This window comes from Massilia oculi (assembly GCF_017582745.1).
Lineage (GTDB): Bacteria > Pseudomonadota > Gammaproteobacteria > Burkholderiales > Burkholderiaceae_D > Telluria > Telluria oculi_A.
Window position 1 is genome coordinate 116400 of the sequence record NZ_JAFVIM010000019.1, and the last position, 22809, is coordinate 139208.

General features: G+C 67.0%; 20 protein-coding genes. 10 read left to right on the top strand and 10 right to left on the bottom strand.

Annotated features, from left to right (window positions below; all coding sequences use genetic code 11):
• Window positions 1-120 precede the first annotated feature (120 nt).
• The 3 genes from J3U95_RS20250 to J3U95_RS20260 all read right to left on the bottom strand — a co-directional run bounded on the left by J3U95_RS20250 (window position 121) and on the right by J3U95_RS20260 (window position 2899).
• Window positions 121-1215 (bottom strand): mechanosensitive ion channel family protein, encoded by a 1095-nt coding sequence (locus J3U95_RS20250; RefSeq protein ID WP_208280454.1) that lies wholly within the window; start codon window positions 1213-1215, stop codon window positions 121-123.
• 80 nt (window positions 1216-1295) lie between these two features.
• A complete protein-coding gene (locus tag J3U95_RS20255) occupies window positions 1296-2336 on the bottom strand; it encodes a methyl-accepting chemotaxis protein (RefSeq protein WP_208280455.1) in 1041 nt (346 codons plus the stop codon).
• Complete coding sequence (locus J3U95_RS20260) at window positions 2255-2899, bottom strand: MCP four helix bundle domain-containing protein (RefSeq protein WP_208280456.1); 645 nt, start codon at window positions 2897-2899, stop codon at window positions 2255-2257. The genes J3U95_RS20255 and J3U95_RS20260 overlap by 82 nt, the downstream gene beginning before the upstream one ends.
• 464 nt (window positions 2900-3363) lie before the next feature.
• Here J3U95_RS20260 and J3U95_RS20265 point away from each other — a divergent pair, with 464 nt between their 5' ends.
• Window positions 3364-5808, top strand: coding sequence for a PAS domain-containing protein (locus J3U95_RS20265; RefSeq protein ID WP_229519975.1), 2445 nt, complete (start codon window positions 3364-3366; stop codon window positions 5806-5808).
• 1 nt (window position 5809) lies between these two features.
• Here J3U95_RS20265 and J3U95_RS20270 read toward each other — a convergent pair whose 3' ends face one another.
• The 3 genes from J3U95_RS20270 to J3U95_RS20280 are packed head-to-tail and all read right to left on the bottom strand — an operon-like array spanning window position 5810 to window position 9136.
• Window positions 5810-6496 (bottom strand): response regulator, encoded by a 687-nt coding sequence (locus tag J3U95_RS20270; protein ID WP_208280457.1) that lies wholly within the window; start codon window positions 6494-6496, stop codon window positions 5810-5812.
• A gap of 22 nt (window positions 6497-6518) precedes the next feature.
• Window positions 6519-8462 (bottom strand): type IV pili methyl-accepting chemotaxis transducer N-terminal domain-containing protein, encoded by a 1944-nt coding sequence (locus J3U95_RS20275; RefSeq protein WP_208280458.1) that lies wholly within the window; start codon window positions 8460-8462, stop codon window positions 6519-6521.
• 5 nt (window positions 8463-8467) lie between these two features.
• Window positions 8468-9136 carry a carbonic anhydrase gene (locus J3U95_RS20280; RefSeq protein WP_208280459.1) on the bottom strand — a complete coding sequence of 223 codons (669 nt, stop codon included), beginning with the start codon at window positions 9134-9136 and terminating at the stop codon, window positions 8468-8470.
• A 258-nt stretch (window positions 9137-9394) separates the two neighbouring features.
• On the opposite strand from J3U95_RS20280, the gene J3U95_RS20285 reads away from it, so the two are divergent.
• From J3U95_RS20285 to J3U95_RS20310, 6 genes are all read left to right on the top strand, one after another.
• Complete coding sequence (locus tag J3U95_RS20285) at window positions 9395-10075, top strand: Crp/Fnr family transcriptional regulator (RefSeq protein WP_208280477.1); 681 nt, start codon at window positions 9395-9397, stop codon at window positions 10073-10075.
• Window positions 10076-10112: 37 nt separating this feature from the next.
• Window positions 10113-10607, top strand: coding sequence for an RrF2 family transcriptional regulator (locus J3U95_RS20290; RefSeq protein WP_229519976.1), 495 nt, complete (start codon window positions 10113-10115; stop codon window positions 10605-10607).
• Window positions 10604-10852: a DUF2249 domain-containing protein gene (locus J3U95_RS20295; RefSeq protein WP_208280460.1), complete on the top strand. Its 249-nt coding sequence runs from the start codon at window positions 10604-10606 to the stop codon at window positions 10850-10852. The genes J3U95_RS20290 and J3U95_RS20295 overlap by 4 nt, the downstream gene beginning before the upstream one ends.
• Window positions 10837-12117, top strand: coding sequence for a permease (locus J3U95_RS20300; RefSeq protein ID WP_208280461.1), 1281 nt, complete (start codon window positions 10837-10839; stop codon window positions 12115-12117). The genes J3U95_RS20295 and J3U95_RS20300 overlap by 16 nt, the downstream gene beginning before the upstream one ends.
• 116 nt (window positions 12118-12233) lie before the next feature.
• Window positions 12234-14435: an NADP-dependent malic enzyme gene (locus tag J3U95_RS20305; protein WP_208280462.1), complete on the top strand. Its 2202-nt coding sequence runs from the start codon at window positions 12234-12236 to the stop codon at window positions 14433-14435.
• Between the two features lie 61 nt (window positions 14436-14496).
• On the top strand, window positions 14497-15264 hold the full coding sequence (locus tag J3U95_RS20310) for a sulfite exporter TauE/SafE family protein (protein WP_208280463.1): 768 nt from the start codon (window positions 14497-14499) through the stop codon (window positions 15262-15264).
• A 3-nt stretch (window positions 15265-15267) separates the two neighbouring features.
• Here J3U95_RS20310 and J3U95_RS20315 read toward each other — a convergent pair whose 3' ends face one another.
• Complete coding sequence (locus J3U95_RS20315; protein WP_229519977.1) at window positions 15268-15888, bottom strand: PEP-CTERM sorting domain-containing protein; 621 nt, start codon at window positions 15886-15888, stop codon at window positions 15268-15270.
• Window positions 15889-16031: 143 nt separating this feature from the next.
• Complete coding sequence (locus J3U95_RS20320; RefSeq protein WP_208280464.1) at window positions 16032-16943, bottom strand: LysR family transcriptional regulator; 912 nt, start codon at window positions 16941-16943, stop codon at window positions 16032-16034.
• A 95-nt stretch (window positions 16944-17038) separates the two neighbouring features.
• On the opposite strand from J3U95_RS20320, the gene J3U95_RS20325 reads away from it, so the two are divergent.
• Window positions 17039-18205, top strand: coding sequence for a mandelate racemase/muconate lactonizing enzyme family protein (locus J3U95_RS20325; protein ID WP_208280465.1), 1167 nt, complete (start codon window positions 17039-17041; stop codon window positions 18203-18205).
• A 59-nt stretch (window positions 18206-18264) separates the two neighbouring features.
• Here J3U95_RS20325 and J3U95_RS20330 read toward each other — a convergent pair whose 3' ends face one another.
• Both J3U95_RS20330 and J3U95_RS20335 read right to left on the bottom strand, forming a co-directional pair.
• Window positions 18265-19086, bottom strand: coding sequence for an SDR family NAD(P)-dependent oxidoreductase (locus J3U95_RS20330; RefSeq protein WP_208280466.1), 822 nt, complete (start codon window positions 19084-19086; stop codon window positions 18265-18267).
• A 73-nt stretch (window positions 19087-19159) separates the two neighbouring features.
• Window positions 19160-20242 (bottom strand): tartrate dehydrogenase, encoded by a 1083-nt coding sequence (locus J3U95_RS20335; protein WP_208280467.1) that lies wholly within the window; start codon window positions 20240-20242, stop codon window positions 19160-19162.
• A gap of 94 nt (window positions 20243-20336) precedes the next feature.
• Here J3U95_RS20335 and J3U95_RS20340 point away from each other — a divergent pair, with 94 nt between their 5' ends.
• Window positions 20337-21245 carry a LysR substrate-binding domain-containing protein gene (locus J3U95_RS20340; RefSeq protein ID WP_208280468.1) on the top strand — a complete coding sequence of 303 codons (909 nt, stop codon included), beginning with the start codon at window positions 20337-20339 and terminating at the stop codon, window positions 21243-21245.
• A gap of 341 nt (window positions 21246-21586) precedes the next feature.
• Window positions 21587-22237, top strand: a complete 651-nt coding sequence (locus J3U95_RS20345) for a YitT family protein (protein WP_229519978.1) — start codon at window positions 21587-21589, stop codon at window positions 22235-22237.
• The last annotated feature ends 572 nt before the right edge of the window (window positions 22238-22809 follow it).

Below are 22809 nucleotides of genomic sequence, written 5' to 3' on the forward strand. Positions count from 1 at the left end.
GGCCATTCGCCGGAGGTCGGCGCAGGGCTGCGATAAAGGAGTAGGCGTGGGGTAAGCGCCGCCCGCCGGATGGGCTAGGGCGGCGGCGCCGACTAGTCCGGAATGACTAGGACGACGATGTCAGTGCCGCAGTTCGCCATGTTGCGTCGACGACTGCGGCAGCCAGCCGCCAGCCTGGTCGCTGTGCTCCGCCACCCGAATGACAGACAGCGGATGCGCGAACTGGATCCGTTCGCGTTCGAAGCAGCGGTAGATCTCGAGCAGGATCGCCTGCTGGGCGTCCATGTGCAGGTTGTAGTCCGGGCTCTGGAAATGATAGACAACTTCGAAGTCGAGCGACCATTCGCCGTAGCGGAAGAAATGCGCGCGGTCGAACACCACGTCGTCGCGCGCGCTCACGATCTCGCGCACCAGTTCGGGAATGCGCGCCATGCGCTCGTCGCCGGTGCCATAGGCGACGCGCAGCACGAGAGCGATGCGGCGCGTTTCCATCCGCTTGTAGTTGTGGATGCGGCTCTTGAGCAGGTCGCCGTTCGAGAACACGATCTGCTCGCCGCCCAGGCTGCGCAGGCGCGTGGTCTTGAGGCCGATGTACTCGACCGCGCCGAGGGCGTCGCCGACGATGATGAAGTCGCCGATCTCGAACGGCTTGTCGATCATGATCGACAGCGAGGCGAACAGGTCGCCCAGGATGTTCTGGGTGGCCAGGGCCACGGCGATGCCGCCGATGCCCAGGCTGGCCACCAGGGTGGTGATGTTGAAGCCGAAGTTATCCAGCAACATCAGGAAGGCGACGGTCCAGGTGACCAGGCGCAGCATGAAGAACATGATCATGCTCGAGGCCTTGCGCGCGCCGTCGCTGTGGGTGGTCATGAACTGGGTGCGCCAGGCGCGCAGGGCGGTGTCGCCCCACACCGCCAGCTGCAGGACCAGGGCGGCGACGGCCACGCGCGAGATGATCACGCGGTACCCGTCGGGCATGAACAGGAACAGGCTGCCGAAGTAGATGCCGAAGCACAGCAGGAGTGTCACGTAGGTGCGGCCCAGCATCGTGGCCACGAACTCGTCGAAGCGCGTCTCGCTGCGCTCGGCGATCGTGCGCATCCTGCGCACGGCGAAACAGCGGACGTAGTACATCAGGGCGGTGCTGCCCACCGCGATGGCGATGGCCGTGATCCAGTTTTCCAGTTGATTATCGGGCAGTAGCGTTTCCATCCATGCTCCAGGGCCGTCGGGATCGGCAAACGGCTAGTTTGCGGCCCGGCGGCATTGGAGCGCGCACGATAGGCGCTGGCTCAGGCCGCGATCCTCGGCATATCGGGGTACGGGAGGGCGGCCGCCGGCGCATTGGCCGCGCCGGCAATCCGGAACACCGCCACCGCCTGCGCCAGGCCCGCCGCCTGCTCGCGCATCGTTTCCGACGCTGCCGCCGACTGCTCGACCAGGGCAGCGTTCTGCTGGGTGACGGCATCCATCTGGCCGACCGCCTCGCTGATCTGCTCGATGCCGGCCGACTGCTCGATCGCCGCGCTGGTGATCTCGCCCATGATGTCGGTGACCCGCTCGACGCTGTGCAGCAGCTCGTCCATGGTGGCGCCGGCCTGCGCGACCAGGGCCGAGCCGTCGGCCACGCGCGCCGACGAGTCGCCGATCAGGCCCTTGATCTCCTTGGCCGCGGACGCCGAGCGGTGGGCCAGGTTGCGCACCTCGCTGGCCACGACGGCGAAGCCGCGTCCCTGTTCTCCGGCGCGCGCCGCCTCCACCGACGCATTGAGCGCCAGGATATTGGTCTGGAAGGCGATGCCGTCGATGACGTTGGTGATGGCGCCGATACGGTCGGCCGAGACGCGGATGGCGTCCATCGTCGCCACCACCTGTCCGACCACGGCGCCGCCCTGTTTCGCGATGCCCGACGCGCTCTGGGCCAGCGCATTGGCCTGGCGCGCATTGTCGGCGCTCTGGCGCACCGTCGAGGTCAGTTCTTCCATCGAAGAAGCGGTTTCTTCCAGCGCGCTGGCCTGTTGCTCGGTGCGGCTCGACAGGTCCTGGCTGCCGGCCGCCACTTCGCCCGCCGCCATGGCGATGGTCTCGGTGCCGGCGCGGACCGTGCCGACGGTGCGCGCCAGGCTGTCGTTCATCGCGCGCAGGGCGGCCAGCAACTGGCCGGTCTCGTCCTGGCTGGTGACCACGATGGTGCTGGTCAGGTCGCCCGCGGCGACCGTGTTGGCCACCTCCAGCGCGCGCCGCAGCGGCGTCACGATCGACGCCGTGATCCACCACGCGGTGAGCGCGGACAGCAGCAGCGCGGCCGCGCCGATCGACCAGGACAGCAGCATCGATTGCGTGTAGGCACTTCGGCCGCCGCAGCCGACTGCGTGGTGAGCGTCTTCTGGTAGTCGATCAGCGCCGTCGCAGCGCCTTTGAGGCGCGCCAGGATGGGACGCAGCTCGTCGGTCAGGATCGCGCGTGCGGCAGACAGGTCGCCGGCTTCCACGGTGCGCATCAGCTTGTCCTGGCCGGCGACGTACAGTGCGTTCTCCTTGCGGATCTGCGCCAGCAGCTCGCGGCCGCGGGCGCGGTCGAGCGTGCGGTCGAAATACTGCAAGGTGCGCTCGGCCGCGTCGCGGGCGTCGAGGATGGCGCGCGCCTGGGCCGCGCGGTCGTCCGCGCTGTCGGTGAGGATCTGGTTGCGCAGGGCGATCGCGATGTCGTTCACTTCGGACAGCAGCGATTGCGTGGCCTCGATGCGCGGCATGCGCTGGCCGATGATCTCGTCGGTGCTGGCCTTGACGCGGCCGAGCATCGTGCTGCCGATCGCGATCATGACGACGAGCAGGATGCTCACCAGGCCGAATCCGGCGGCCAGCCGTTTGCCAATCGATAAATTTGCGAGTTTCATAGTCGACTTCTTCGTGTTTCGGGTACGGCGATACAGCGTGTGACCCGGGTTGTGACGCGGGCCGCCATGCGTCATGCGCGGCGGCGCGGCCGGGATGTGGAACGACATGTCATGTGCTGCCGGATGGGGCGCGGACGGTCGGTTCGCATGGCTTGTGCGCATCCTTGCGATGCGCGAATCCCGTCGACGAGAAGTTGCAGCGGGTGCTGGGCTGCGTGTTCGCAGTGTAGCAAAGAGGCCTGCAAGGAAAGGTTGATCTGCATCAAATTTAGATGATTTTAGGAAATGTCAGCAGGTAAAAGGTAGTACGCGGCGATATCGGATCGCCACCCGGCAACGCATTCCGTGTCTTTGCTGCGCGACAACTCTATCTTGTTCCTGTACTATTCCTCGTAGTATGGCCATAGGCCATTTTTTATTTTCCGCGTCGACCTATGAACACAGCCGTATTACGCCAGGCAGGGATGAGCGAGCAGCAATGGCGTGATTCGCCGCTGGGAGACCCGAGCGACTGGCCTTGCGCGCTGCGCCTGGCCGCGGCGCTGGTGCTCGAATCGCCGGCGCCGATGTGGCTGGCCTGGGGCGATACGCTGGCGCTGCTGGCCAACGACGCTTGCGGTGCGTTGTTGCCGGCGGCGGACGCCCGGCGGGCCGGCGCGCCCGCGGCCGAAGCCTGGGGCGCGGCCTGGGACGCGCTGCGGCCCGCGGCCCTGGAGGCGCTCGATGGCCGGGGCAGCCGCGTCGACGAACTCGAATTGCAGGATGCCGGCGCCGGGCCGGCCTGGGCGACGTTCGCGTTCGCGCCGCTGCGCGACGACACCGGCCGCGTACGCGGCCTGCTGTGCACGGTGCAGGACGTGAGCGCGATAATCTCCACTCGGCGCAGCCTGCGCGAGAGCGAGGCCGCAGCCGCACACGGCAACGCGCAGACCTTCGAGACGGCCGAGCGCTACCGGCTGGCCCTGTTGTCGACCAACGACGCCATCTGGGACTGGAACATGGCCGACGGCCACGTGATCTGGAACCAGGCGGTTCAGACGCTGTTCGGCCACCAGTTCGACGCGACCAGCGCAGATTGGTGGCTCGAGCACATCCATCCCGAGGACCGGCCGCGGATCGACAGCACCATCCACGCGGTGATCGACAGCCAGGGCAGCAACTGGTCCGGCGAGTACCGCTTCCGGCGCGCCGACGGCAGCTATGCCGAGATCTTCGACCGCGGCACCGTGCTGCGCGACACCGAAGGGCGTGCGCTGCGCATGATCGGCGCCATGCTCGACCTGAGCGAGCAGAACGCGACCCGGGCCGCGCTGCAGGAAAGCGAGCGCCTGTTCCGCACCCTGTTCGAGTCGATCGACGAGGGCTTTTGCGTGATCGAGTTCCTGGACGGCCCGCATGGACCCATGAGCGACTACGTGCACGTGCTGGCCAATCCGGCCTATGCGGCCAATGCCGGCATCGAGGACGTGGTGGGGCAACGGGTCAGGGACATGGTGCCGCTGGAGGCCGAGGGCTGGGTCGAGATCTACCGCCAGGTGCTGCTCGAAGGCCAGCCGATCCGCTTCGAGCGCGAGCTCGAGCACACCGGGCGCTTTCTCGAGCTGGCGGCGCTGCGGATCGAGCCGCCCGAGCGGCGCCAGGTCGCCGTGCTGTTCCAGGACATCACGCCGCGGCATCGCGCCGAAGTGGCGCTGCGCGACATGAACGACACGCTCGAGCGGCGCGTCGCGCTGGAACTCGAACGCCATGCGCGCATGGAAGAAGCGCTGCGCCAGTCGCAGAAGATGGAGGCGGTCGGCCAGCTTACCGGCGGCATCGCGCACGATTTCAACAATATGCTGGCGGTGGTGTCGAACGCGATGGAGCTGCTCGGCCGGCGCCTGGGCGAGGGCGACGAGCGCGCCCTGCATTACGTGGGCATCGCCACGGGCGGTGTGCGGCGCGCGGCCCAGCTGACGCAACGCCTGCTGGCCTTTTCGCGCCAGCAGCCGCTGCAGCCGGAATCGGTCTGCGCCAACGACCTCGTGGCCGGCATGTCCGAGCTGATCCGGCATTCGCTCGGCGGCAGCATCCGCGTCGAGCTGGAGCTGGGCGGCGACCCGTGGCGCCTGCACGCCGACCACAACCAGCTGGAACACGCGATCCTGAACCTGGCGGTGAATGCGCGCGACGCGATGGAGCGCGGCGGCCAGTTGCTGATCCAGACCGCCAACCGCGTGCTCGACCGGTTCGACTTCGTGGAGCTGGGCGACGCCGCGCCCGCCGACTACGTGATGATCGCGGTGGCCGACACCGGCGCCGGCATGCCGCGCGAGGTGCTGGCCAAGGCCTTCGAGCCGTTCTTCACCACCAAGGAAGTAGGGCGCGGCACGGGGCTGGGCCTGAGCCAGGTGTATGGCTTCGTCAAGCAGTCCGGCGGCCAGGTGCGCATCGAGTCCACGCCAGGTGCGGGCACGCGGGTCGAACTATATCTGCCGCGCCACCTGGCGACAGGCAGCACGGCCGCGCTGCCGGTGGCGGCGCCGGACATCGTCCGCGCGCGCGCCGGCGAAGTGGTGCTGGTGGTGGACGACGAGGCGGCGGTGCGCATCCTGTCGGCGGAGATGCTGCAGATGCTGGGCTATGTGGTGCACGTGGCCGACGGCGCGGCGGCGGCCCTGCGCCTGCTCGACGCGCATCCCGATATCGCCCTGCTGTTCACCGACGTCCTGATGCCCGAACTCGACGGCCGCGAGCTCGCCGTGCGCGCCCTGCAGCGCCGGCCCGGCCTGCCGGTGCTGTTTACCAGCGGGCATACGCGCGACGTGGAAGCGGTCGAGGGCATGCCGGCGCGGGCGAGGATTTTGCCCAAGCCGTTCACGCTGGCCCAGCTGGCGAGCCAGGTGAGGATGGCGCTCGACGGCGAGTGAGCTAGTCGCGCCGCTCCTGCCCCGACTGCAGCCCGTGCTCGACGGCGAACACCGCCGCCTGCACCCGGCTCGACAGGTCGAGCTTCTTGAGGATGTTCTGGACGTGGATCTTGACCGTGCTCTCGGCCAGGTCGAGCGCGCGGGCGATCACCTTGTTGCTTTCGCCGCGCGCCAGGCAGGCCAGGATCTCGCGCTCGCGCGGGGTGAGCTTGTCCAGTTCCGAGGCCGGCGACGGCGCCCTGGGCACGCCGGCGCGCTGCACGTGGGCGAACAGCTTGCCGGCCAGCGACTCGGCCAGCACCGATTCCCCGGCGGCGGCACGCTCGACGGCCCGGGTCAGGTAATCGGCGTCGATGTTCTTGAGCAGGTAGCCGCGCGCGCCGGCCTGCAGGGCGGCGGCCAGGTCCTCGGCTTCCTCGGACACGGTCAGCATCAGCACCGCGGCGCCGGGCCGGTCCTGCAGCATCAGCTGCAGGGTCTCGATGCCCGACATGCCGGGCATGTTCAGGTCGAGCAGGACGACGTCGGGTTTGAGTTGCAGGGCGCGCTTGACGCCGTCGACCCCGTCGGCCGCTTCTCCGACCACGTTGAAACGCGGATTGCGCTGCAACAGCGAGCGCACGCCGCTGCGAAACAGGGTATGGTCGTCCACCAGCAGAACGCTGATCGTTTCAACTTCACTACGCATTCATTCTCTCCGTGTCATTTGTTCAGGCGGCGCGGCGCTGCGCCTGCCCGAGGTGGAGCCGCACCGTGGTTCCGGCTCCCGCTTGCGATTCGATCCCGAGGCTGGCGCCGATCCGGCCGGCGCGCTCGCCCATGATGTGCAGCCCCACGTGGCCGCCATCGGCGTCCGGCCTGGCGCCGGCGTCGAAGCCGGCGCCATCGTCCGTGACCGTCACGAGGTAGTCGTCGCCGTCGTCGACCCGCACCTCGACCCGGCTGGCGCGGGCGTGCTTGCGCACGTTCGACAGCGCTTCCTGGACGATGAACAGGATCTGCAGCTGCGCCTCGCGCTCGATCGGCGGCCCGCCCTTGCCGTGCACCGAGAAGGCGGTGTCGATGCTGGTCTGGTCGGCGAACTTGCGCACCGTTTTGTGCAGGGCCGCGTTCAGGTCTTCCTCCGCCAGCCGGCTGCGGAAGTTCAGCAGCAGTTCGCGCACGTCCTCGTAGCTCTCCTGGACCCCGGCGCGCAAAAGCGGCACGATCTCGCTTGCTTCGGCAGGGCGTCCCGCGGCGAGCGAGGTTTCCAGCATCTGCACCTGCAGGTTGAGGAAGTTCAGCCCTTGCGCGATGCTGTCGTGCAGGCCGCGCGCGACCAGGTTGCGTTCTTCCGAGATCGCCATCTCGCGTTCGCGCGCCGCTAGGCGCATGTTCTCGATCGCCACCCCGACCAGCTTGGCCAGCGTCTCGAGCAGGGCCTGTTCGCGCTCGCTGAAGCTGCGCGCCTGCAGGAAGTGAAGGCTGAACAGGCCGACGTGCTGGTCCTGGGCGTGGATCTGGAATACCGAGATCGTCGCGAAGCCTTCGCGGCTGCAGGCCAGCGGGCCGGCTTGCGGCATGTCCTCGAGCTTGTGCACCACCGAGATCTTCCTGGCCGCGGCTTCGCCGCACAGGCATTCGCCGATCTTCATGCAGCGCTCGGCCTCGGCCATCTCGTTCGACAGGCCGTCGTGCACCACCATGTGCATGTTCTCGTTGCCCGGGTCGACGATGCGCACGGTGCTGCCGGCCGCGCCGAAGTAGGCGGCGATGCGCGACAGGAAGCCGCTGCACATGGTCTCCAGCGTGTGGCGCTGCTGCAGGAAGGCGGCGCAGTCGTACAGCAGGGCCAGTTCGCGGTTCTTGTCTTCCAGGCTGGCGGTCTTGCGCCGCACTTCGTCTTCCAGGTGGCAGTACAGGTGCTGCAGGCGGTCGGCCATTTCATTGAAGCCGCTCGACAGCTGGCCGAATTCGTCGCGGCTCTCGACGTCCAGGCGCACCCCGAAGTCGCTCCCGGCCATGCTGCGCATGCCTTCGCGCAGCCGCATCACGGGCGCGACGATCATCGCGAACATCAGGTAGACCAGGGCCACCGTGCCGCCGATCGCCAGCGCGACCAGGACCAGCTGCGAGGCGCGCAGCCAGAAGGTGCGCAGTTCGTTGTCGCGTTCGATCAGGTTGACCAGGCGGTCGAGGTCGGCCACGTAATCCTCGAGCTGGTTGTCGAACAGGCGCAGCGCCTCGCTGCGCGCCGGCCCCTCCAGTTGCAGCACCTGGCGCGCGGCGGGCCGCACCTGGCCGCCCCAGCGCCGCGCGACGTCGAGGAAGGCGCTGTGGATCGCCGGCGTCGGCGGCAATCCCAGTGGACGTTGCGGATCGCCGCGTTCGAGCAGCAGCAGGGTGGCGTCGATGGTGGCGATCTGGCGTTCCACGCGCGCATAGGCATCGATGATGGGCGCTTCCTGCGTGCGCGGCAGGGCCAACGCCAGCCGGTAGTTGTGGCGCCGCAGGCTGCCGGTCTCGTTAATCGCCGCCGCCGCGCCTTCGAGCTGCCACGACAGCCACAGCGTGGCGCCGATCGCGGCCAGGGCCAGCAGCAGGAAGCCGATCAGGACGCCGACGATCTTGGTGGACAGGCGTTGGAAGGGGGCGAGGGCGGAATAGGCTGGCATGCGGTTCAGGCGGCGCGCGGCACGTTCACCGCGACGGGATCGAGTATGGGCAGGAATTCCTGCTTGCGCGCCGAGTAGGCGAGCAGGGTGCCGGCGGCGAGGTCGAAATACCAGCCGTGCATCGCCAGTGTACCAGCCTCGACGCGGCGGCGGATCCATGGATAGGTCAGGAGGTTGTCGAGCGAGTGCAGGATGCTGGCCAGTTCGGCCGCGCGGCATTGCTCGTCGCCGTGCTTGTGGTGCAGTTCGCGCAGCACGTCGAGCCGCACCGGTTCGGCCAGCCGCATCCAGCGTGCGACGAAGCCGGTCTGCTCCGCCTCTTCGTTGATGCGCGTGCCCGACATCAGGGCGCGTATGCCGCCGCAGCGCGCATGACCGAGCACGATGATGCGCGCCACTTCGAGGCCGCACACCGCGAACTCGATGGCCGAACTGACGCCCGGCGGGGCGTCCGGGGCGCACGGCGGCACCAGGTTGGCGATATTGCGCACCACGAAGATGTCGCCCGGATCGCAGCCGGTCAGCAGCGCCGGATCGACGCGCGCATCGCAGCAGCCGATGACCAGGGTGCGCGGATGCTGGCCCTGGCGCAGGCTGTCGAGCGCGGTGGGCTCCTTCAGGTATTGCTCCTGGAAGCGGCTGAAGCCGCGGATGAATTTTTCGATGTCCTGCATGTGGGCCTCCGATTGGCCCCATTGTAGGCAGCGGTGGCGGCGGCGGCTGTCGGCATGACGACGTACGGTTTCTAGGTCAAATTGACTATTTCCACAGCTAGCTCGGCCGTTTTTGATCCACATCAAGTTTTTGTTTCGTCAACGAATTGTAGGATGCGGCATGCGCAATCGCCGCTTTGGCGCGACTGCGCTTTCCGGTGCGCCGGATGTTCCAGGCGCCCCCGTTTCGTTCGTTTCCACGGGCTACGCCCTGAATTTATCGTGAGCCGACATCGCATCGCACCCCGCCAGTTCCTGGCAACCCTGCCCCTGTTCGCCGATCTCTCGCCCGAGCAGCTCGACATGCTCGCGCAAGCGACCACCGAGCTGCACGTGCCGCGCGGCCGCGTGGTCGTCGAACGCGGCGAGTCCTGCAGCGGCCTGCACGCCGTGATCTACGGCGACGTCAAGCTCTCCATCGTCTCGAGCGAAGGCGACGAGAAGGTGGTCGAACTGATCGGCCCCGGCCAGAGCTTCGGCGAGGCGCCGCTATTCATGGAGCGGCCCTACATGACCCAGGCCGAGACGCTGGCCGACAGCATGCTGCTGCACATCTCGAAGCACGCGATCCATGCCCAGATCGAGCGCAATCCCGGCTTCTCGCGGCGCCTGCTGGCGTCGATGAGCCGGCGCCTGCACGGCCTGATCTCGGACGTCGAGTCCTATACCCTGCGCAGCGGCAGCCAGCGCATCGTCAGCTACCTGCTCAAGGACGATCCGCCGCAGGGCGCGCAGGTGACGCTCGCGGCGCGCAAGAAGATGATCGCGTCGCGCCTGTCGCTGTCGCCCGAATACTTTTCGCGCGTGCTGCACGACATGGCCCACCGCGGCATGGTCGGCATCGCCGGGCGCAGCATCACCATCCTCGACATCGAGCGCCTGCGCGCCTACGAAGGCTGATGCCGCGCCTTCATCACCCACCCACGGAGGCGTTCATATGTACATGCACCTGACCGAATTCACCGACAACGCCCTGCGCCTGCTGGTCTACCTGGGCAACCATCGCGAGCGGATCGCGACCATCAACGAGATCGCCGAGCGCTACGGCATCTCGCGCCACCACCTGGCCAAGGTGTCCTGCGTGCTGGCCGCGTCTGGGCTGATCGAGACCTCGCGCGGCCGCCTGGGCGGGATGCGCCTGGCCGGCGCGCCGCGCGACATCCGCCTGGGCGAAGTGGTGCGCTGCACCGAGCGCGGGCTGGCGCGCGGCGCGCGCGGTGGCCAGGATGGCGAGCGGCCGCCATGCGGCCAGACGGACGACCGCCTGCAGCAGTCGCTGGCGGTGGCCACTGCCGCCTACCTGGCCGAACTCAATCGCGTGACCCTGGCCGACCTGATCCCCGGCGTCGCGCAGGCGGACGACCAGGTGCCGGGCTGGCTGGCCACCAATGCCTGGCGCTGGCAGCATTCGGCGCTGGAGGAGGGAGCATGAGCGCCGTCGCCGCCGACACGGTCCGCATCGACGTCTCGGCGCTGGCGGCGCCCGAACCGATGGAACGGATCCTCGATGCGCTTGCCGAGCTGCCGCCGGGCGCCCGCCTGCAGGTGCTGATCCACCGCGAGCCGTTTCCGCTGTACGAGATTCTCGACCGGCGCGGCTGGGACCACCGCACCACGCGCCGGCCGGACGCCAGATACGACCTCGTGATCGAAGCGATGGCATGCAGCGCGCCCTGAGCTACGCGGCGATGCCCGCGCTGCGGGTGCCGCTGCCGTTCATGCTGGCGGCGCCGTGCTTCGCGCTGGCGGCGGCGCTGCTGCTGGTGTGGCAGGGCGAAGCGGCGCTGGTCTTGCGCTGGACCCCGGTCACGCTGAGCATGACCCACCTGCTCGTGCTGGGTTTTCTCACCATGACGATCGTCGGCGCGCTGTTCCAGCTGCTGCCGGTGACGGCGGGCGTGGCGGTGCCGCTGGCGCGGCACGTAGCGGGCTTTTGCTGGTGCGCTCTGGCGCTGGGCACGGCCTTGCTGGCCGGCGCGCTCGGCCTGGGCCTGGGCCCGACGGCGTTTCGGCTCGCCGCCGGCCTGCTGGGCAGCGCCGGCTTCGTGTTCCTGAGCGCGATCGGCGCCGCCATCGCGCGCCCGGCGCCTGCGGGCGCCAAGCCGCTGTTGGAAGGCGTGCGCTACGCCGCGGCGGCGCTGGCCATCACCATCGCGATCGGCGCCGCGCTGGCGCTCTACCTGGGCGGAATGGGCAGCGTCAACGCGCTGCTCCTCACCGACATCCACGCCACCTGGGGCCTGGTCGGCTGGGTGATCGTGCTGACGGCCGCCGTGTCGTTCCAGGTGATCCCGATGTTCCAGGGCACCGCCACCTATCCGCGCCTGCTCGAGACCTGGCTGCCGCCGCTGGTGTTCGTCCTGCTGTTCGGCTGGAGCGCGGCGAAACTGCTCGACGCCGCCTGGTGGCGCCTGGCCTGCGAGATCGGGATCGGTGCGCTGTTGCTGCTCTATGTGGCTACCACGGTGTCCTGGCTGGGGCGCCGCAAGCGCAAGCCGGACACCGGTACCCGCTACTGGCTGCTCGCGATGGGCAGCCTGCTGCTGGCGGCGCTGCTGCATTTCATTCCGTTCGAGCTGGTCTTCGATTCCGTGGATGCGCTGCCCCTGCTCAGCGGCGTGCTGGTGATCGTGGGCTGCGCGATGTCGGCGGTGAACGGCATGCTGTACAAGATCGTGCCCTTCCTGGTCTGGTACCACCTGGCCCATGACGAGCGCCTGCCGCGCGAGCGCATCCCGAAGATGTCGGCGGTACTGGGCGAGTCGCAGGCCGCGCGCCAGTGGCGCTGGCATCTTGCCGGACTGGCGCTGCTGGTGCTGGCCTGCCTGTTCCCCGCCGTGCTGGCGCGGCCCGCCGGCCTGTTCCTGATGGTGGCCCTGCTGCTGCTGGCGCGCGATGTCGCCAGTGCGGCGCTGCTGTATGCACGGCTGCGCGGCGCATAAAACAGCACGACCGTGCGCAAGCGCGTCCACACGCGATGGTGTCGCTTCGGCTAGAATGTTTGCCCATGAATGGAAGGCCGCCTTCCACGCCGCGACACCCAAGTTATAGGAAGACCATGAGTACCGATAGTAATCTGAACGAAGCCCAGAACACCCAGTTGCGCATCGACGCCCTCGAATACCACCGTAGTCCAACCCGCGGCAAGATCGAAGTGGTGGCCACCAAGCCGCTGTCGAACCAGCGCGACCTGTCGCTGGCCTACTCGCCGGGCGTGGCCTACGCCTGCGAGGAAATCGCCGCCGACCCGGCGACCGCCTTCGACTACACCTCGCGCGGCAACCTGGTGGCCGTGATCTCGAACGGCACCGCGGTGCTGGGCCTCGGCAATATCGGCCCGCTGGCATCGAAGCCGGTCATGGAAGGCAAGGGCTGCCTGTTCAAGAAATTCGCCGGCGTCGACGTGTTCGACCTGGAGCTGGACGAACTGGATCCGGACAAGCTGGTCGACGCCATCGCCATGCTCGAGCCGACCGTGGGCGGCATCAACCTCGAGGACATCAAGGCGCCGGAGTGCTTCTACATCGAGAAGAAGCTGCGCGAGCGCATGAACATCCCGGTCTTCCACGACGACCAGCACGGCACCGCCATCATTTCGACCGCGGCGCTGCTCAACGCGCTGAAGGTGGTGGGCAAGGACATCGGCCAGATCAAGCTGGTCTGCTCGGGCGCCGGCGCGGCGGCCATCGCCTGCCTCGACATGATGGTGCTGCTGGGCGTGAAGCAGTCGAACATCTACGTCACCGACTCGAAGGGCGTGATCTGGCAGGGCCGCGAAGCGAATATGGAAGCCAACAAGGCGCGCTATGCGCAGGCGACCGATGCCCGCCTTCTTTCCGACATCGTCAAGGACGCCGACGTGTTCCTGGGCTGCTCGACCGCCGGCGTGCTCACCGCCGAGATGGTCAAGACCATGGCCGACAAGCCGGTGATCCTGGCCCTGGCCAATCCGGAACCCGAGATCCGTCCCGAAGTGGCCAAGGCCGCGCGTCCGGACGTCATCATCGCCACCGGCCGTTCGGACTATCCGAACCAGGTCAACAACGTGCTGTGCTTCCCCTACATCTTCCGCGGCGCGCTGGACTGCGGCGCGACCCGCATCACCGACGAGATGAAGCTGGCCTGCGTGACCGCGATCGCCGAACTGGCCGAAGCCGAGGCGAGCGACGTGGTGGCGCTGGCCTACGAAGGCCAGGACCTGACCTTCGGCCCCGAATACATCATCCCGAAGCCGTTCGATCCGCGCCTGCTGGCGGCGATCGCGCCGCGCGTGGCCGAAGCGGCCGCCGCATCGGGCGTGGCGACCCGTCCGATCGAGGACATGGACGCCTATCGCGACAAGCTGGGCCAGATGATCTACCACACCGGTTTCTTCATGAAGCCCGTGTTCAACAAGGCGCGCGCAAACCTGCGCAAGGTGGCCTACGCCGAAGCGGGCGAGCCACGCGTGCTGCGCGCCGTGCAGGCGGTGGTGGACGAGGGGCTGGCCCAGCCGGTGCTGATCGGCGACGAGACCGCGATTGCGCGCGCCGTCAAGCAGGCCGGCCTGCGTCTGCAGGCGGGCGTGGACTACACGGTCATCGCGGCGGAGCTTGATACCACCCTGCAAGGCACGCGCCTGCTGAAGTCGGGCCAGGTCGACGCCCTGATCTGCGGCATGACCGGCAGCTACGACAGCCACCTGGAACACGTCAGGAACGAGATCGGCGTGGCGCCGGGCGCCGAAGTGCTGGCCGCGATGAACGCGCTGGTGCTCGACAAGCTGACCCTGTTCATCACCGACACCTACGTCAACGAGACCCCGAGCGCCCAGGAACTGGCGGCGATCACCCGCCTGGCGGCCGACGCCCTGCAGCATTTCGGCCTGGAGCCGAAGGCGGCGCTGCTGTCGCACTCGTCGCAGGGTTCGTCCGAGCGTCCGTCGGCGCGCCGCATGCGCGAGGCCCGCGCACTGCTGGCCGAACAGGCACCTAGGCTGGCGGTGGTCGGCGAGATCCACGGCGACGCCGCGCTGTCGCAGGAAATCCGCGACATCTACAACATCGACGCCGGCTACTCGGGCAGCGCCAACCTGCTGGTGATGCCGTCGCTGGACGCGGCCAACATCCTGTTCAATGTGCTCAAGGTCGCCAGCGGCAAGGGCGTGACGGTCGGTCCGATCCTGCTGGGCGCGGCCAAGTCGGTGCACATCCTGAGCCCGAGCGCCACGGTGCGCCGCATCGTCAACATGACGGCGCTGGCGGCGGCGCAGGTCGTCTAAGGCGTTAATCCTTCCCATCCGGCGGCCCCTTGCGAGGGGCCGTCGCGTTTTTGGCTTCTCTATGATTTCGGTGATCGACCTTGCATTGAACTTCGGCCTGGGCGCCTCGCTCGGCATCGCCGGCGGCATGCTGGGCATCGGCGGCGGCCTGATCGCCATTCCGGTGCTGGGCCTGTTGTACGGCATGAACCAGCACCTGGCCCAGGGCACGGCGCTGGTGATGATCGCGCCGAACGTCGCGATCGGATTCTGGCGCTATCACCAGAAGCACCCGGTCGACCTGCGCTCGGTCGGCGTGGCCGGCCTGTGCTCGATCGGGACCGCCTGGCTGGCGGCGCGCTTCGCGGTGGCGATCGACGCCCAGGTGCTGCACTATGCGTTCGCGCTCTTCCTGCTCGCGCTGGCGCTGTATTTCGGCTGGCCGTCCCGGCGCAAGACCGGCACGGCGCCACCGCCCGCGAAGGAAGTGCCGCGCCGGCTGATGCCGGCGATCGGCATCGCCAGCGGCGCGGTGTCGGGCTTCTTCACGATCGGCGGCGGCATGGTGGTGGTGCCGGCGCTGGTGAGCCTGTTCAAGATGCCGCAGACGCGCGCCCAGGGCATGGCGCTGGCGCTGGTGGTGCCGGGCGCCTTCGTGGCGCTGGCCACGTATGGACACAGCGGCGCGGTCGACTGGCAGGTCGGCCTGCCGCTGGCGCTGGGCGGCGTGCTGACCGTGTCGTGGGGCGTGCACTTGGCGCATACCTTGCCGCCAAGGCTGTTGCGGGTGGCGTTCAGCACGGTGCTGCTGGCGGCCGCCGCCACCATGCTGGTGACCGGCGGCGCTTGATGCTCAGCGCTTGCGGCGGCTGGCCGCCAGGCCGGCGAGACCGAGCCCGAGCAGCGCCAGGCTGGCCGGCTCCGGGACCTCGTTCGGGCCGATGTATTGCGGGACGATGCGGTCGACGAACACCTCATAGCCTCCATTGAAGTCGAGCCAGCGCGCCTGGTCGGGGTCGACCGGGCCTGCGGAGACGGTTCCACGGTGGGTGCCGGCGAAATCGAAGAAGCCGTCGCCCTCGCTCGTCACCAGATAGATGGAGCTGGCATAGGTGGCGGTGTAGTACAGGATGCCGGACGCATCGTGCGCGAAGCGGATGCTGAAACTGGTGTACTGGTCGGCGCCGAAGTCGCTGTAGATGCTGAAATTGGTCGGGCCGTCCTGCAGGAAATGCGTGCTGACTTCCGTGATCCGGGTGCTGCCCTCGGAGTCTTGCGGAGACAACTGCATGACGAACGGCCAGCCGACTCCCTGGATCGGCAATCCGAAGCGGAAGTCGGCGATCGACCCGTCGGTATCGTGCTGGATGAAATTCCCCGAAAGCGGGCCATTGAAGTTGTATTGCACATAGCCGGCCCATGCCGAGAACGAGCACAGCACACCGGCGACGAACACCATCATTTTCCTGATCATGTCGATTCCCCTCCCTGGTTGAGTGAAACTCAGCGGGGAGAAATTAGCATGCCAAAAAATTAATCCGATTGCGATCAAGGACTTGGCTGCACGGCGCTGAGATTCGGACGCTGCTTGTAAAGCCGGCCGACATCCAGCGCGGGTCAGATGGCCATGGCGCCGGTGTCGTCGAACCGGTCGAGCAGGAAGTCGATGAAGGCGCGCGCCCGCGCCGACTGGTGGCGGCGATTGCGGTAGTAGAGATACAGGTCGGCCCCCGGCTGCACATAGCCGGGCATGACGATCTTCAGGCGCCCGCTGTCCACATACTTCTTCAGGTCCCACTCCGAGCGCACCAGGATGCCGTGTCCATCCAGCGCCCAGCCCAGGGCGATGTCGCCGTCGTTGCTCGACAGCGTGCCCCCGACCTTCACCGACACGCTGCGCCCCTCGTGCACCAGGCGCCACACGCCGTAGGCGTCGTCGTTCTGGCGGTGGACGATGCAGCGGTGCGCCGCCAGTTCTTCCAGCGTGCGTGGCTCGCCGTGCTGCTCCAGGTAGCGCGGCGAGGCGCACAGGAAGCGCCGGTTCGACATGACGCGGCGCGCCACCAGGCGCTGGTCGGGCAGTTCGCCGAAGCGGATCGCGAGGTCGATGCCGCCCGCGGCCAGGTCGACCGGGCGGTCGGTGACGTCGAGCTGCACCTCGACCTGCGGGTAGCGCTGGGCGAAACTCGACACCAGCGGCGCGATGGCGGTGCGTCCAAAGCCCAGCGGGGCGTTCACCCTCAAGAGGCCGCGCGGCACCGAGCGCGTGCCGGACACCGCTTCTTCCATCTCGCGCAGCTCGGCCAGGATCCGGGTCGCGTAGTGCAGATAGGTTTCGCCTTCGGGCGTCAGGCTGCTGGTGCGGGTGGTGCGGTTCACCAGGCGCACGCCCAGGTGTTCTTCGAGCTGGGCCAGGCGCTTGGTGGCGGCGGGCGGGGTCAGGTCCAGTTCGCGGGCGGCCGCCGACAGGTTGCCGTGGCGCGCCAGCAGGACGAAGAATTCGAGGTGGGAAGCGAGGTCGTTTTTCACTGCAGGTTAAGAATCTAGTGAATCCGGCTCAATCATAACCGCCTTTGAAGCGAATAATCTGGCGGCTCGTTCAACCGCAAGCGAAGGAATACCAGATGAAAATCGTCGAGATCCGCGAAAAAACCGTCCCGATCAGCTCCCCGATCCGCAATGCCTACATCGACTTCAGCAAGATGACGCTGAGCGTGGTCGCCGTCGTCACCGACGTCATGCGCGACGGGAAGCCGGTGGTCGGCTACGGCTTCAATTCCAACGGCCGCTACGGCCAGGGCACCCTGATGCGCGAGCGCTTCATCCCACGCATCCTGGAGGCCGATCCGGCATCGCTGCTCGATGCCGGCGGCGACAACCTGGATCCGCACAAGGTGTGGCAGGCGATGTTCACCAATGAGAAGCCGGGCGGCCATGGCGAGCGCTCGGTGGCCATCGGCACCATCGACATGGCGGTGTGGGACGCGACCGCCAAGATCGCCGGCAAGCCGCTGTTCCAGCTGCTGGCCGAGCGGTATGGCAACGGTGAGCCGGACCGGAAGGTGTTCGTGTACGCGGCCGGCGGCTATTACTATCCGGGCCAGGACCACGGCAAGCTGAAGGACGAGATGCGCAGCTACCTGGATCGCGGCTACACGGTGGTCAAGAAAAAGATCGGCGGCGCCTCGCTCGACGAAGACCTGCGCCGCATCGATTCGATCCTGAGCGTGCTGGGAGATGGCCAGAAGCTGGCGGTGGACGCGAATGGCCGCTTCGACCTGGACACCGCGATCCGCTATGCCAAGGCGCTGTCGCAATATGACCTGTTCTGGTACGAGGAAGCCGGCGATCCGCTCGACTACGAGCTGCAGGCCACCCTGCGCAACTACTACGACAAGCCGATGGCCACCGGCGAGAACCTGTTCTCGATGCAGGACGCGCGCAACCTGATCCGGCATGGGGGCATGCGTCCCGACCGCGACTGGCTGCAGTTCGATTGCGCGCTGAGCTACGGGCTGGTGGAGTACCTGCGTACCCTCGACATGCTGCGCCAGCATGGGTGGTCGGCCAGCCGCTGCATTCCGCACGGCGGCCACCAGATGTCGCTGAACATCGCGGCCGGGCTGGGACTGGGCGGCAACGAGTCGTATCCCGACCTGTTCCAGCCGTATGGCGGGTTTCCGGATGGGGTGAAGGTCGAGAATGGATTCATCACGATGCCGGACTTGCCGGGGATCGGCTTCGAAGGCAAGGCCGACCTGATCGCCGAGATGCGGAGGTTGACCGATTGATTGCTGCCGGTTGAACGCGTGGACGGCAAGCCGTCCACCCTACGGACGCCAGGCGGCCGTCAGTTTTTCAGGCCCGACCCGGGCCTGGCCTGCGCCGCGTGCAGGTCGGCCTTGACGGTATCGGGCGCCAGGTTGTTGACGACGTTGCCGATGAATTTGCTGCTGGTCAGCCCGGCGACGATGCGGTCCTTGCCGTCCTTGAGCGCCCCGTAGCCTTCGGCGGCCACCTTCGCCGGCGACGCCTTTTCGCCCACGCCGAGCTTATTGGTCAGCATGTCGGCGCGCGGCCAGAAATTGGTGTCGACCTGGCCCGGCATCAGGAGTGTGATGGTGATGCCTTCGATGCCGCTGTCCTTGAGCTCGGACTTGACGGCCTCGGCGAACGACACCAGGAAGGCCTTGGTCGCGCCGTATACCGCTTCGTACGCCGTCGGCATGGTGCCCGAGATCGAGGCGGTGAACAGCAGCTTGCCTGCGCCTTGCGCGACCATATCGGGCAGGATGCGCTTGCTCAGGTGGACTTGCGAGATCGTGTTCAGCTGGATCATCGCGATTTCGCGCTGCAGGTCGGTGCCGCCGACGAAGCGGCCGCCCAGGCCGACGCCGGCGTTGAGGGCGGCGGCGGCCAGCGGGCGGCCGGCGGCGCGCACCGCCGCGTACAGGGTTTCGACGCCGTCGAAGTCGGTGAGGTCGGCGACCACGGTGGAGACCTGGGCGCCGAGGCTGCGCAGTTCTCCGGCGGCGCCATCCAGGCCCGCCTGCGTGGTGGCGGTGACGATCAGGTCGTGGCCATCCATCGCGAACTGGCGCGCCAGTTCGTAGCCGATGCCGCTCGACGCGCCGGTGACGAGGGCCAGCGGTCGGTTCGTTTGCTCTGCCATTGCATGCTGCCTTGCGTTGATTTCCTGGAGGGGCAGCCTAGCATGGGGCGGCATTCATCGACGCTCGGCTGGCTCAGGCCTCGAGCAGGCGCGCCACCGCCTGTCCTACTTCGGTGGTGTTGGCCGTGCCGCCCATGTCCGGCGTGCGCGGCCCCTCGACCAGGCATCGTTCGATCGCCGCCAGCATGGCGTCGTGCGCGGCGGTATAAGTGGCGTCGCCCTGGCCCAGGAACTCGAGCATCATCGCGCCGGACCAGATCATCGCGATCGGGTTGGCGATGTTCTGGCCGTAGATGTCGGGCGCCGAGCCGTGCACCGGCTCGAACAGCGAAGGGAAGGTCCGTTCCGGGTTCAGGTTGGCCGACGGCGCGATGCCGATCGTGCCGGTGCAGGCCGGGCCGAGGTCGGACAGGATGTCGCCGAACAGGTTCGAGGCCACCACCACGTCGAAGCGCTCGGGCGAGATCACGAAGCGCGCGCACAGGATGTCGATGTGGTATTTGTCCCAATTGACGTCGCCATACTGCTGGCCGATGGCGGCCACGCGTTCGTCCCAGTAGGGCATCGAGATCGAGATGCCGTTCGACTTGGTGGCGGCGGTCAGGTGTTTCTTTGGACGGCGCTGGGCCAGGTCGAAGGCGTACTTGAGGATGCGGTCGGTGCCGTGGCGGGTGAAGACCGATTCCTGCAGCACGAATTCGCGCTCGGTCCCTTCGAACATCTTGCCGCCGACCGAGGAGTATTCGCCTTCGGTGTTCTCGCGCACCACATAGAAGTCGATGTCGCCCGGCTTCTTGTTGGCCAGCGGGCAGGGCACGCCCGGCATCAGGCGCACCGGGCGCAGATTGACGTACTGGTCGAACTCGCGCCGGAACTTGAGCAGCGAACCCCACAGCGAGACGTGGTCGGGCACGGTGTCGGGCCAGCCGACGGCGCCGAAATAGATGGCTTCGAAGCCGTCGAGCTGCTGGCGCCAGTCGTCCGGCATCATCTTGCCGTGCTGGGCGTAGTAGTCGCAGTCGGCCCAGGCGAAGATGGTGAATTCGAGGCCGATGCCGAAGCGGCGGGCGGCCACCTCGAGGGCGCGCAGGCCCTCGGGCACGACTTCCTTGCCGATGCCGTCGCCGGCGATGACCGCGATCTTGTGGGTGTTCATGTGGCGTGCTCCTGGTGCTGGATAGGTGTGGTCAGCATAATCCGAAACGTGGTGTTTATAATGTGGCTTTTCGTGGTGGCAAGGAACACGATTCGTGAATAATCTGCTGGAGAATGCCGACCTGCGTGTCTTCGTGACCGTCGTACGCAAGGGCTCGTTCGCCCAGGCCGCCGCGGAGCTGGGCATGTCGGCGGCCTATGTCAGCAAGCGCATCGGCGTGCTGGAAGAGGCGCTGGGCGTGCGGCTGTTCCAGCGCACCACGCGCCGCATCGTCATCACCGAGGAGGGCGAGCAGGCTTTCGGGCGGGCCCAGGCCATCTTGGACAGCCTGGACGACCTGGTCGACGAGGTATCCGAGCGACGCCGCGAGCCCAGCGGCCGGGTGCGTATCTGCAGCAGCTTCGGCTTCGGGCGCAATGTGGTGGCGCCGGCCATCGCCAAGCTGGTGCGCGCTTATCCGGCGCTGCAGATCCGCTTCGAGGTGTTTGACCGCCTGGTCGATCCGGTGGCCGAAGGTTTCGACCTCGACGTGCGCATCGGCGACGAGATCGCGCCGCAGTTGATCGCGCGCCGCCTGATGGCGAACCACCGCATCCTGTGCGCCGCACCGGACTACCTTGCACGGCACGGGGCGCCGCGCTCATTGCCGGAGCTGTCCGGCCACCAGTGCCTGGTGATCAAGGAGCGCGACCATCCGTTCGGCGTGTGGCGGCTGCGTTCGCGCGCAGGCGAGGAGACGGTGAAGGTCTCGGGCGCGCTGTCGACCAACCATGGCGAGATCGCGCTGCGCTGGGCGCTCGACGGCGCCGGCATCATCCTGCGCTCGCGCTGGCACGCTCAACCCCATCTCGATGCCGGGCGGCTGGTGCAGGTGCTGCCCGACTTCACCCAGGAAGCCAATGTCTGGGCCGTGTATCCTCGGCGGCTGGGCAATTCGGCCAAGGTGCGGGTGTGCGTCGAATTCCTGGAACGCGAGCTGGCGGCGGGGCGGGCACCGGAATAGGGCTTCTGGCGGTCGAATCCGCACCGGAACAGGGGCTGTGCGCACTGCAGTAGTGCGCCGCACAAGGGCGTTCCATAAGGTGTTTCTCATCTGGTACGGTTCGATGCGTGGCGTATCGACATTGCGCCGCAACATGAGCGATAATAGCGGCCCGAAGCACACCGTATCCCGTGCGTTTCGCGCATATGCGCCTACCCGGCGCGCTCGCATCCCTGTTACCACAATATCGCAAGGAACATGAACTTCAGCTCTACGCTCGTCGCTAACCCCTGCACGGCCACCCGCCGGACCCTGTCCGTTCGCGTGGCGATCGCTTCCATCGTCGATGCGGCGGTGCGCGGATGAGCCAGTCTGCCATGTTCCCCGGTTCGGCATCGCCGGCCCCGCGTGCGGTCGTGGTCAAGCCGCATTCTCCGCTCGATGACGTCTACGGCATTGCGGTCGGCGTGCTGTTCGTCGTGATCGGCATCGTGCTGCTGCAGGCGGCCCAGCTGATCACCGGCGGCGTGGCCGGCATCGCGCTGCTGACGTCGTATGTGAGCGGGGTGTCGGTGGGCACCCTGTTCATGATGATCAACGTGCCGTTCTTCCTGTTCGGCTACCTGTTCATGGGGCCGCTCTTCACGTTCAAGTCGCTGGCCGGCAGCGCGCTGGTCATGGGCCTGCTCAAGATCATGCCTTATGTGCTGGTGATCGACCACATCCACCCCGCGGTGGCGGCGCTGGGCGGCGGCACATTCTGCGGCATGGGCATCCTGGCCATGGCGCGCCACGGCGCCGGCGTCGGCGGCACCGGCATCGTCACCCTGTGGCTGCAAAAAAAGTACGGCATCAACGCCGGCCGCACCCAGGTCATGATCGACAGCGTCATCCTGCTGCTGGCCCTCGGCCTGGCGGCCCCCCACCTGGTCGCCTGGTCGGCGCTGAGCGCGGTGGCAATGAGCAGCATGGTCATGGTCTGGCACCGCTCCGGCCGCTACTTCGGCAGCTAAATCCCAATTAGGGTCAGAGTAGAATTATTGAGCAATTTCTCCGCTTGATTGGCAGCTATTCTCAATGAACAGCTGCCCATAATCAGGCAGAGAGATAATGAGGGTCAGAGTCGAATTATTTGCCAATTGATTTTAAAAAATTGGCAAACAATTTGACACTGACCCTCTTTGTTTTGAAGCTGTGCGAGCGCTATCAACAGTAAGAATAGTTCTTCATTCTAATTGGTTCTCCATCAGCAACAAAAATCGCGCCAAATACAGCGCTAGAAATTAGGGTCAGAGTCGATTTGTCGAGCAAGTTCTTAGGTTGCCGATCAGCTCGCCGCCGATCCCTCGATTCGATCAGAGATATTGCGCAGTAATTAGGGTCAGAGTCGATTTATTGACCAATTGATTTGCTGAAGTTGTCAAACAATTTTACTCTGACCCTAATTAATGGTTGGGGTTGCGGGGGCTTTGTTGCACAAATCGGCCCATCAGCGGCCGAGGCGCAGCACGGGTAAACTGACGGCATGATTGCTCCCGTAAAGCTGAAGTACCGAACGACCAACTGGAAAGACTACAACGCGGCA

Coding starts and splice junctions, on each gene's coding strand:
- J3U95_RS20250 (WP_208280454.1), bottom strand. CDS start 1,215: ATGGAAACGCTACTGCCCGATAATCAACTGGAAAACTGGATCACGGCC.
- J3U95_RS20255 (WP_208280455.1), bottom strand. CDS start 2,336: ATGCTGCTGTCCTGGTCGATCGGCGCGGCCGCGCTGCTGCTGTCCGCG.
- J3U95_RS20260 (WP_208280456.1), bottom strand. CDS start 2,899: ATGAAACTCGCAAATTTATCGATTGGCAAACGGCTGGCCGCCGGATTC.
- J3U95_RS20265 (WP_229519975.1), top strand. CDS start 3,364: ATGAGCGAGCAGCAATGGCGTGATTCGCCGCTGGGAGACCCGAGCGAC.
- J3U95_RS20270 (WP_208280457.1), bottom strand. CDS start 6,496: ATGCGTAGTGAAGTTGAAACGATCAGCGTTCTGCTGGTGGACGACCAT.
- J3U95_RS20275 (WP_208280458.1), bottom strand. CDS start 8,462: ATGCCAGCCTATTCCGCCCTCGCCCCCTTCCAACGCCTGTCCACCAAG.
- J3U95_RS20280 (WP_208280459.1), bottom strand. CDS start 9,136: ATGCAGGACATCGAAAAATTCATCCGCGGCTTCAGCCGCTTCCAGGAG.
- J3U95_RS20290 (WP_229519976.1), top strand. CDS start 10,113: ATGTACATGCACCTGACCGAATTCACCGACAACGCCCTGCGCCTGCTG.
- J3U95_RS20295 (WP_208280460.1), top strand. CDS start 10,604: ATGAGCGCCGTCGCCGCCGACACGGTCCGCATCGACGTCTCGGCGCTG.
- J3U95_RS20300 (WP_208280461.1), top strand. CDS start 10,837: ATGCAGCGCGCCCTGAGCTACGCGGCGATGCCCGCGCTGCGGGTGCCG.
- J3U95_RS20305 (WP_208280462.1), top strand. CDS start 12,234: ATGAGTACCGATAGTAATCTGAACGAAGCCCAGAACACCCAGTTGCGC.
- J3U95_RS20310 (WP_208280463.1), top strand. CDS start 14,497: ATGATTTCGGTGATCGACCTTGCATTGAACTTCGGCCTGGGCGCCTCG.
- J3U95_RS20315 (WP_229519977.1), bottom strand. CDS start 15,888: ATGATCAGGAAAATGATGGTGTTCGTCGCCGGTGTGCTGTGCTCGTTC.
- J3U95_RS20325 (WP_208280465.1), top strand. CDS start 17,039: ATGAAAATCGTCGAGATCCGCGAAAAAACCGTCCCGATCAGCTCCCCG.
- J3U95_RS20330 (WP_208280466.1), bottom strand. CDS start 19,086: ATGGCAGAGCAAACGAACCGACCGCTGGCCCTCGTCACCGGCGCGTCG.
- J3U95_RS20335 (WP_208280467.1), bottom strand. CDS start 20,242: ATGAACACCCACAAGATCGCGGTCATCGCCGGCGACGGCATCGGCAAG.
- J3U95_RS20345 (WP_229519978.1), top strand. CDS start 21,587: ATGAGCCAGTCTGCCATGTTCCCCGGTTCGGCATCGCCGGCCCCGCGT.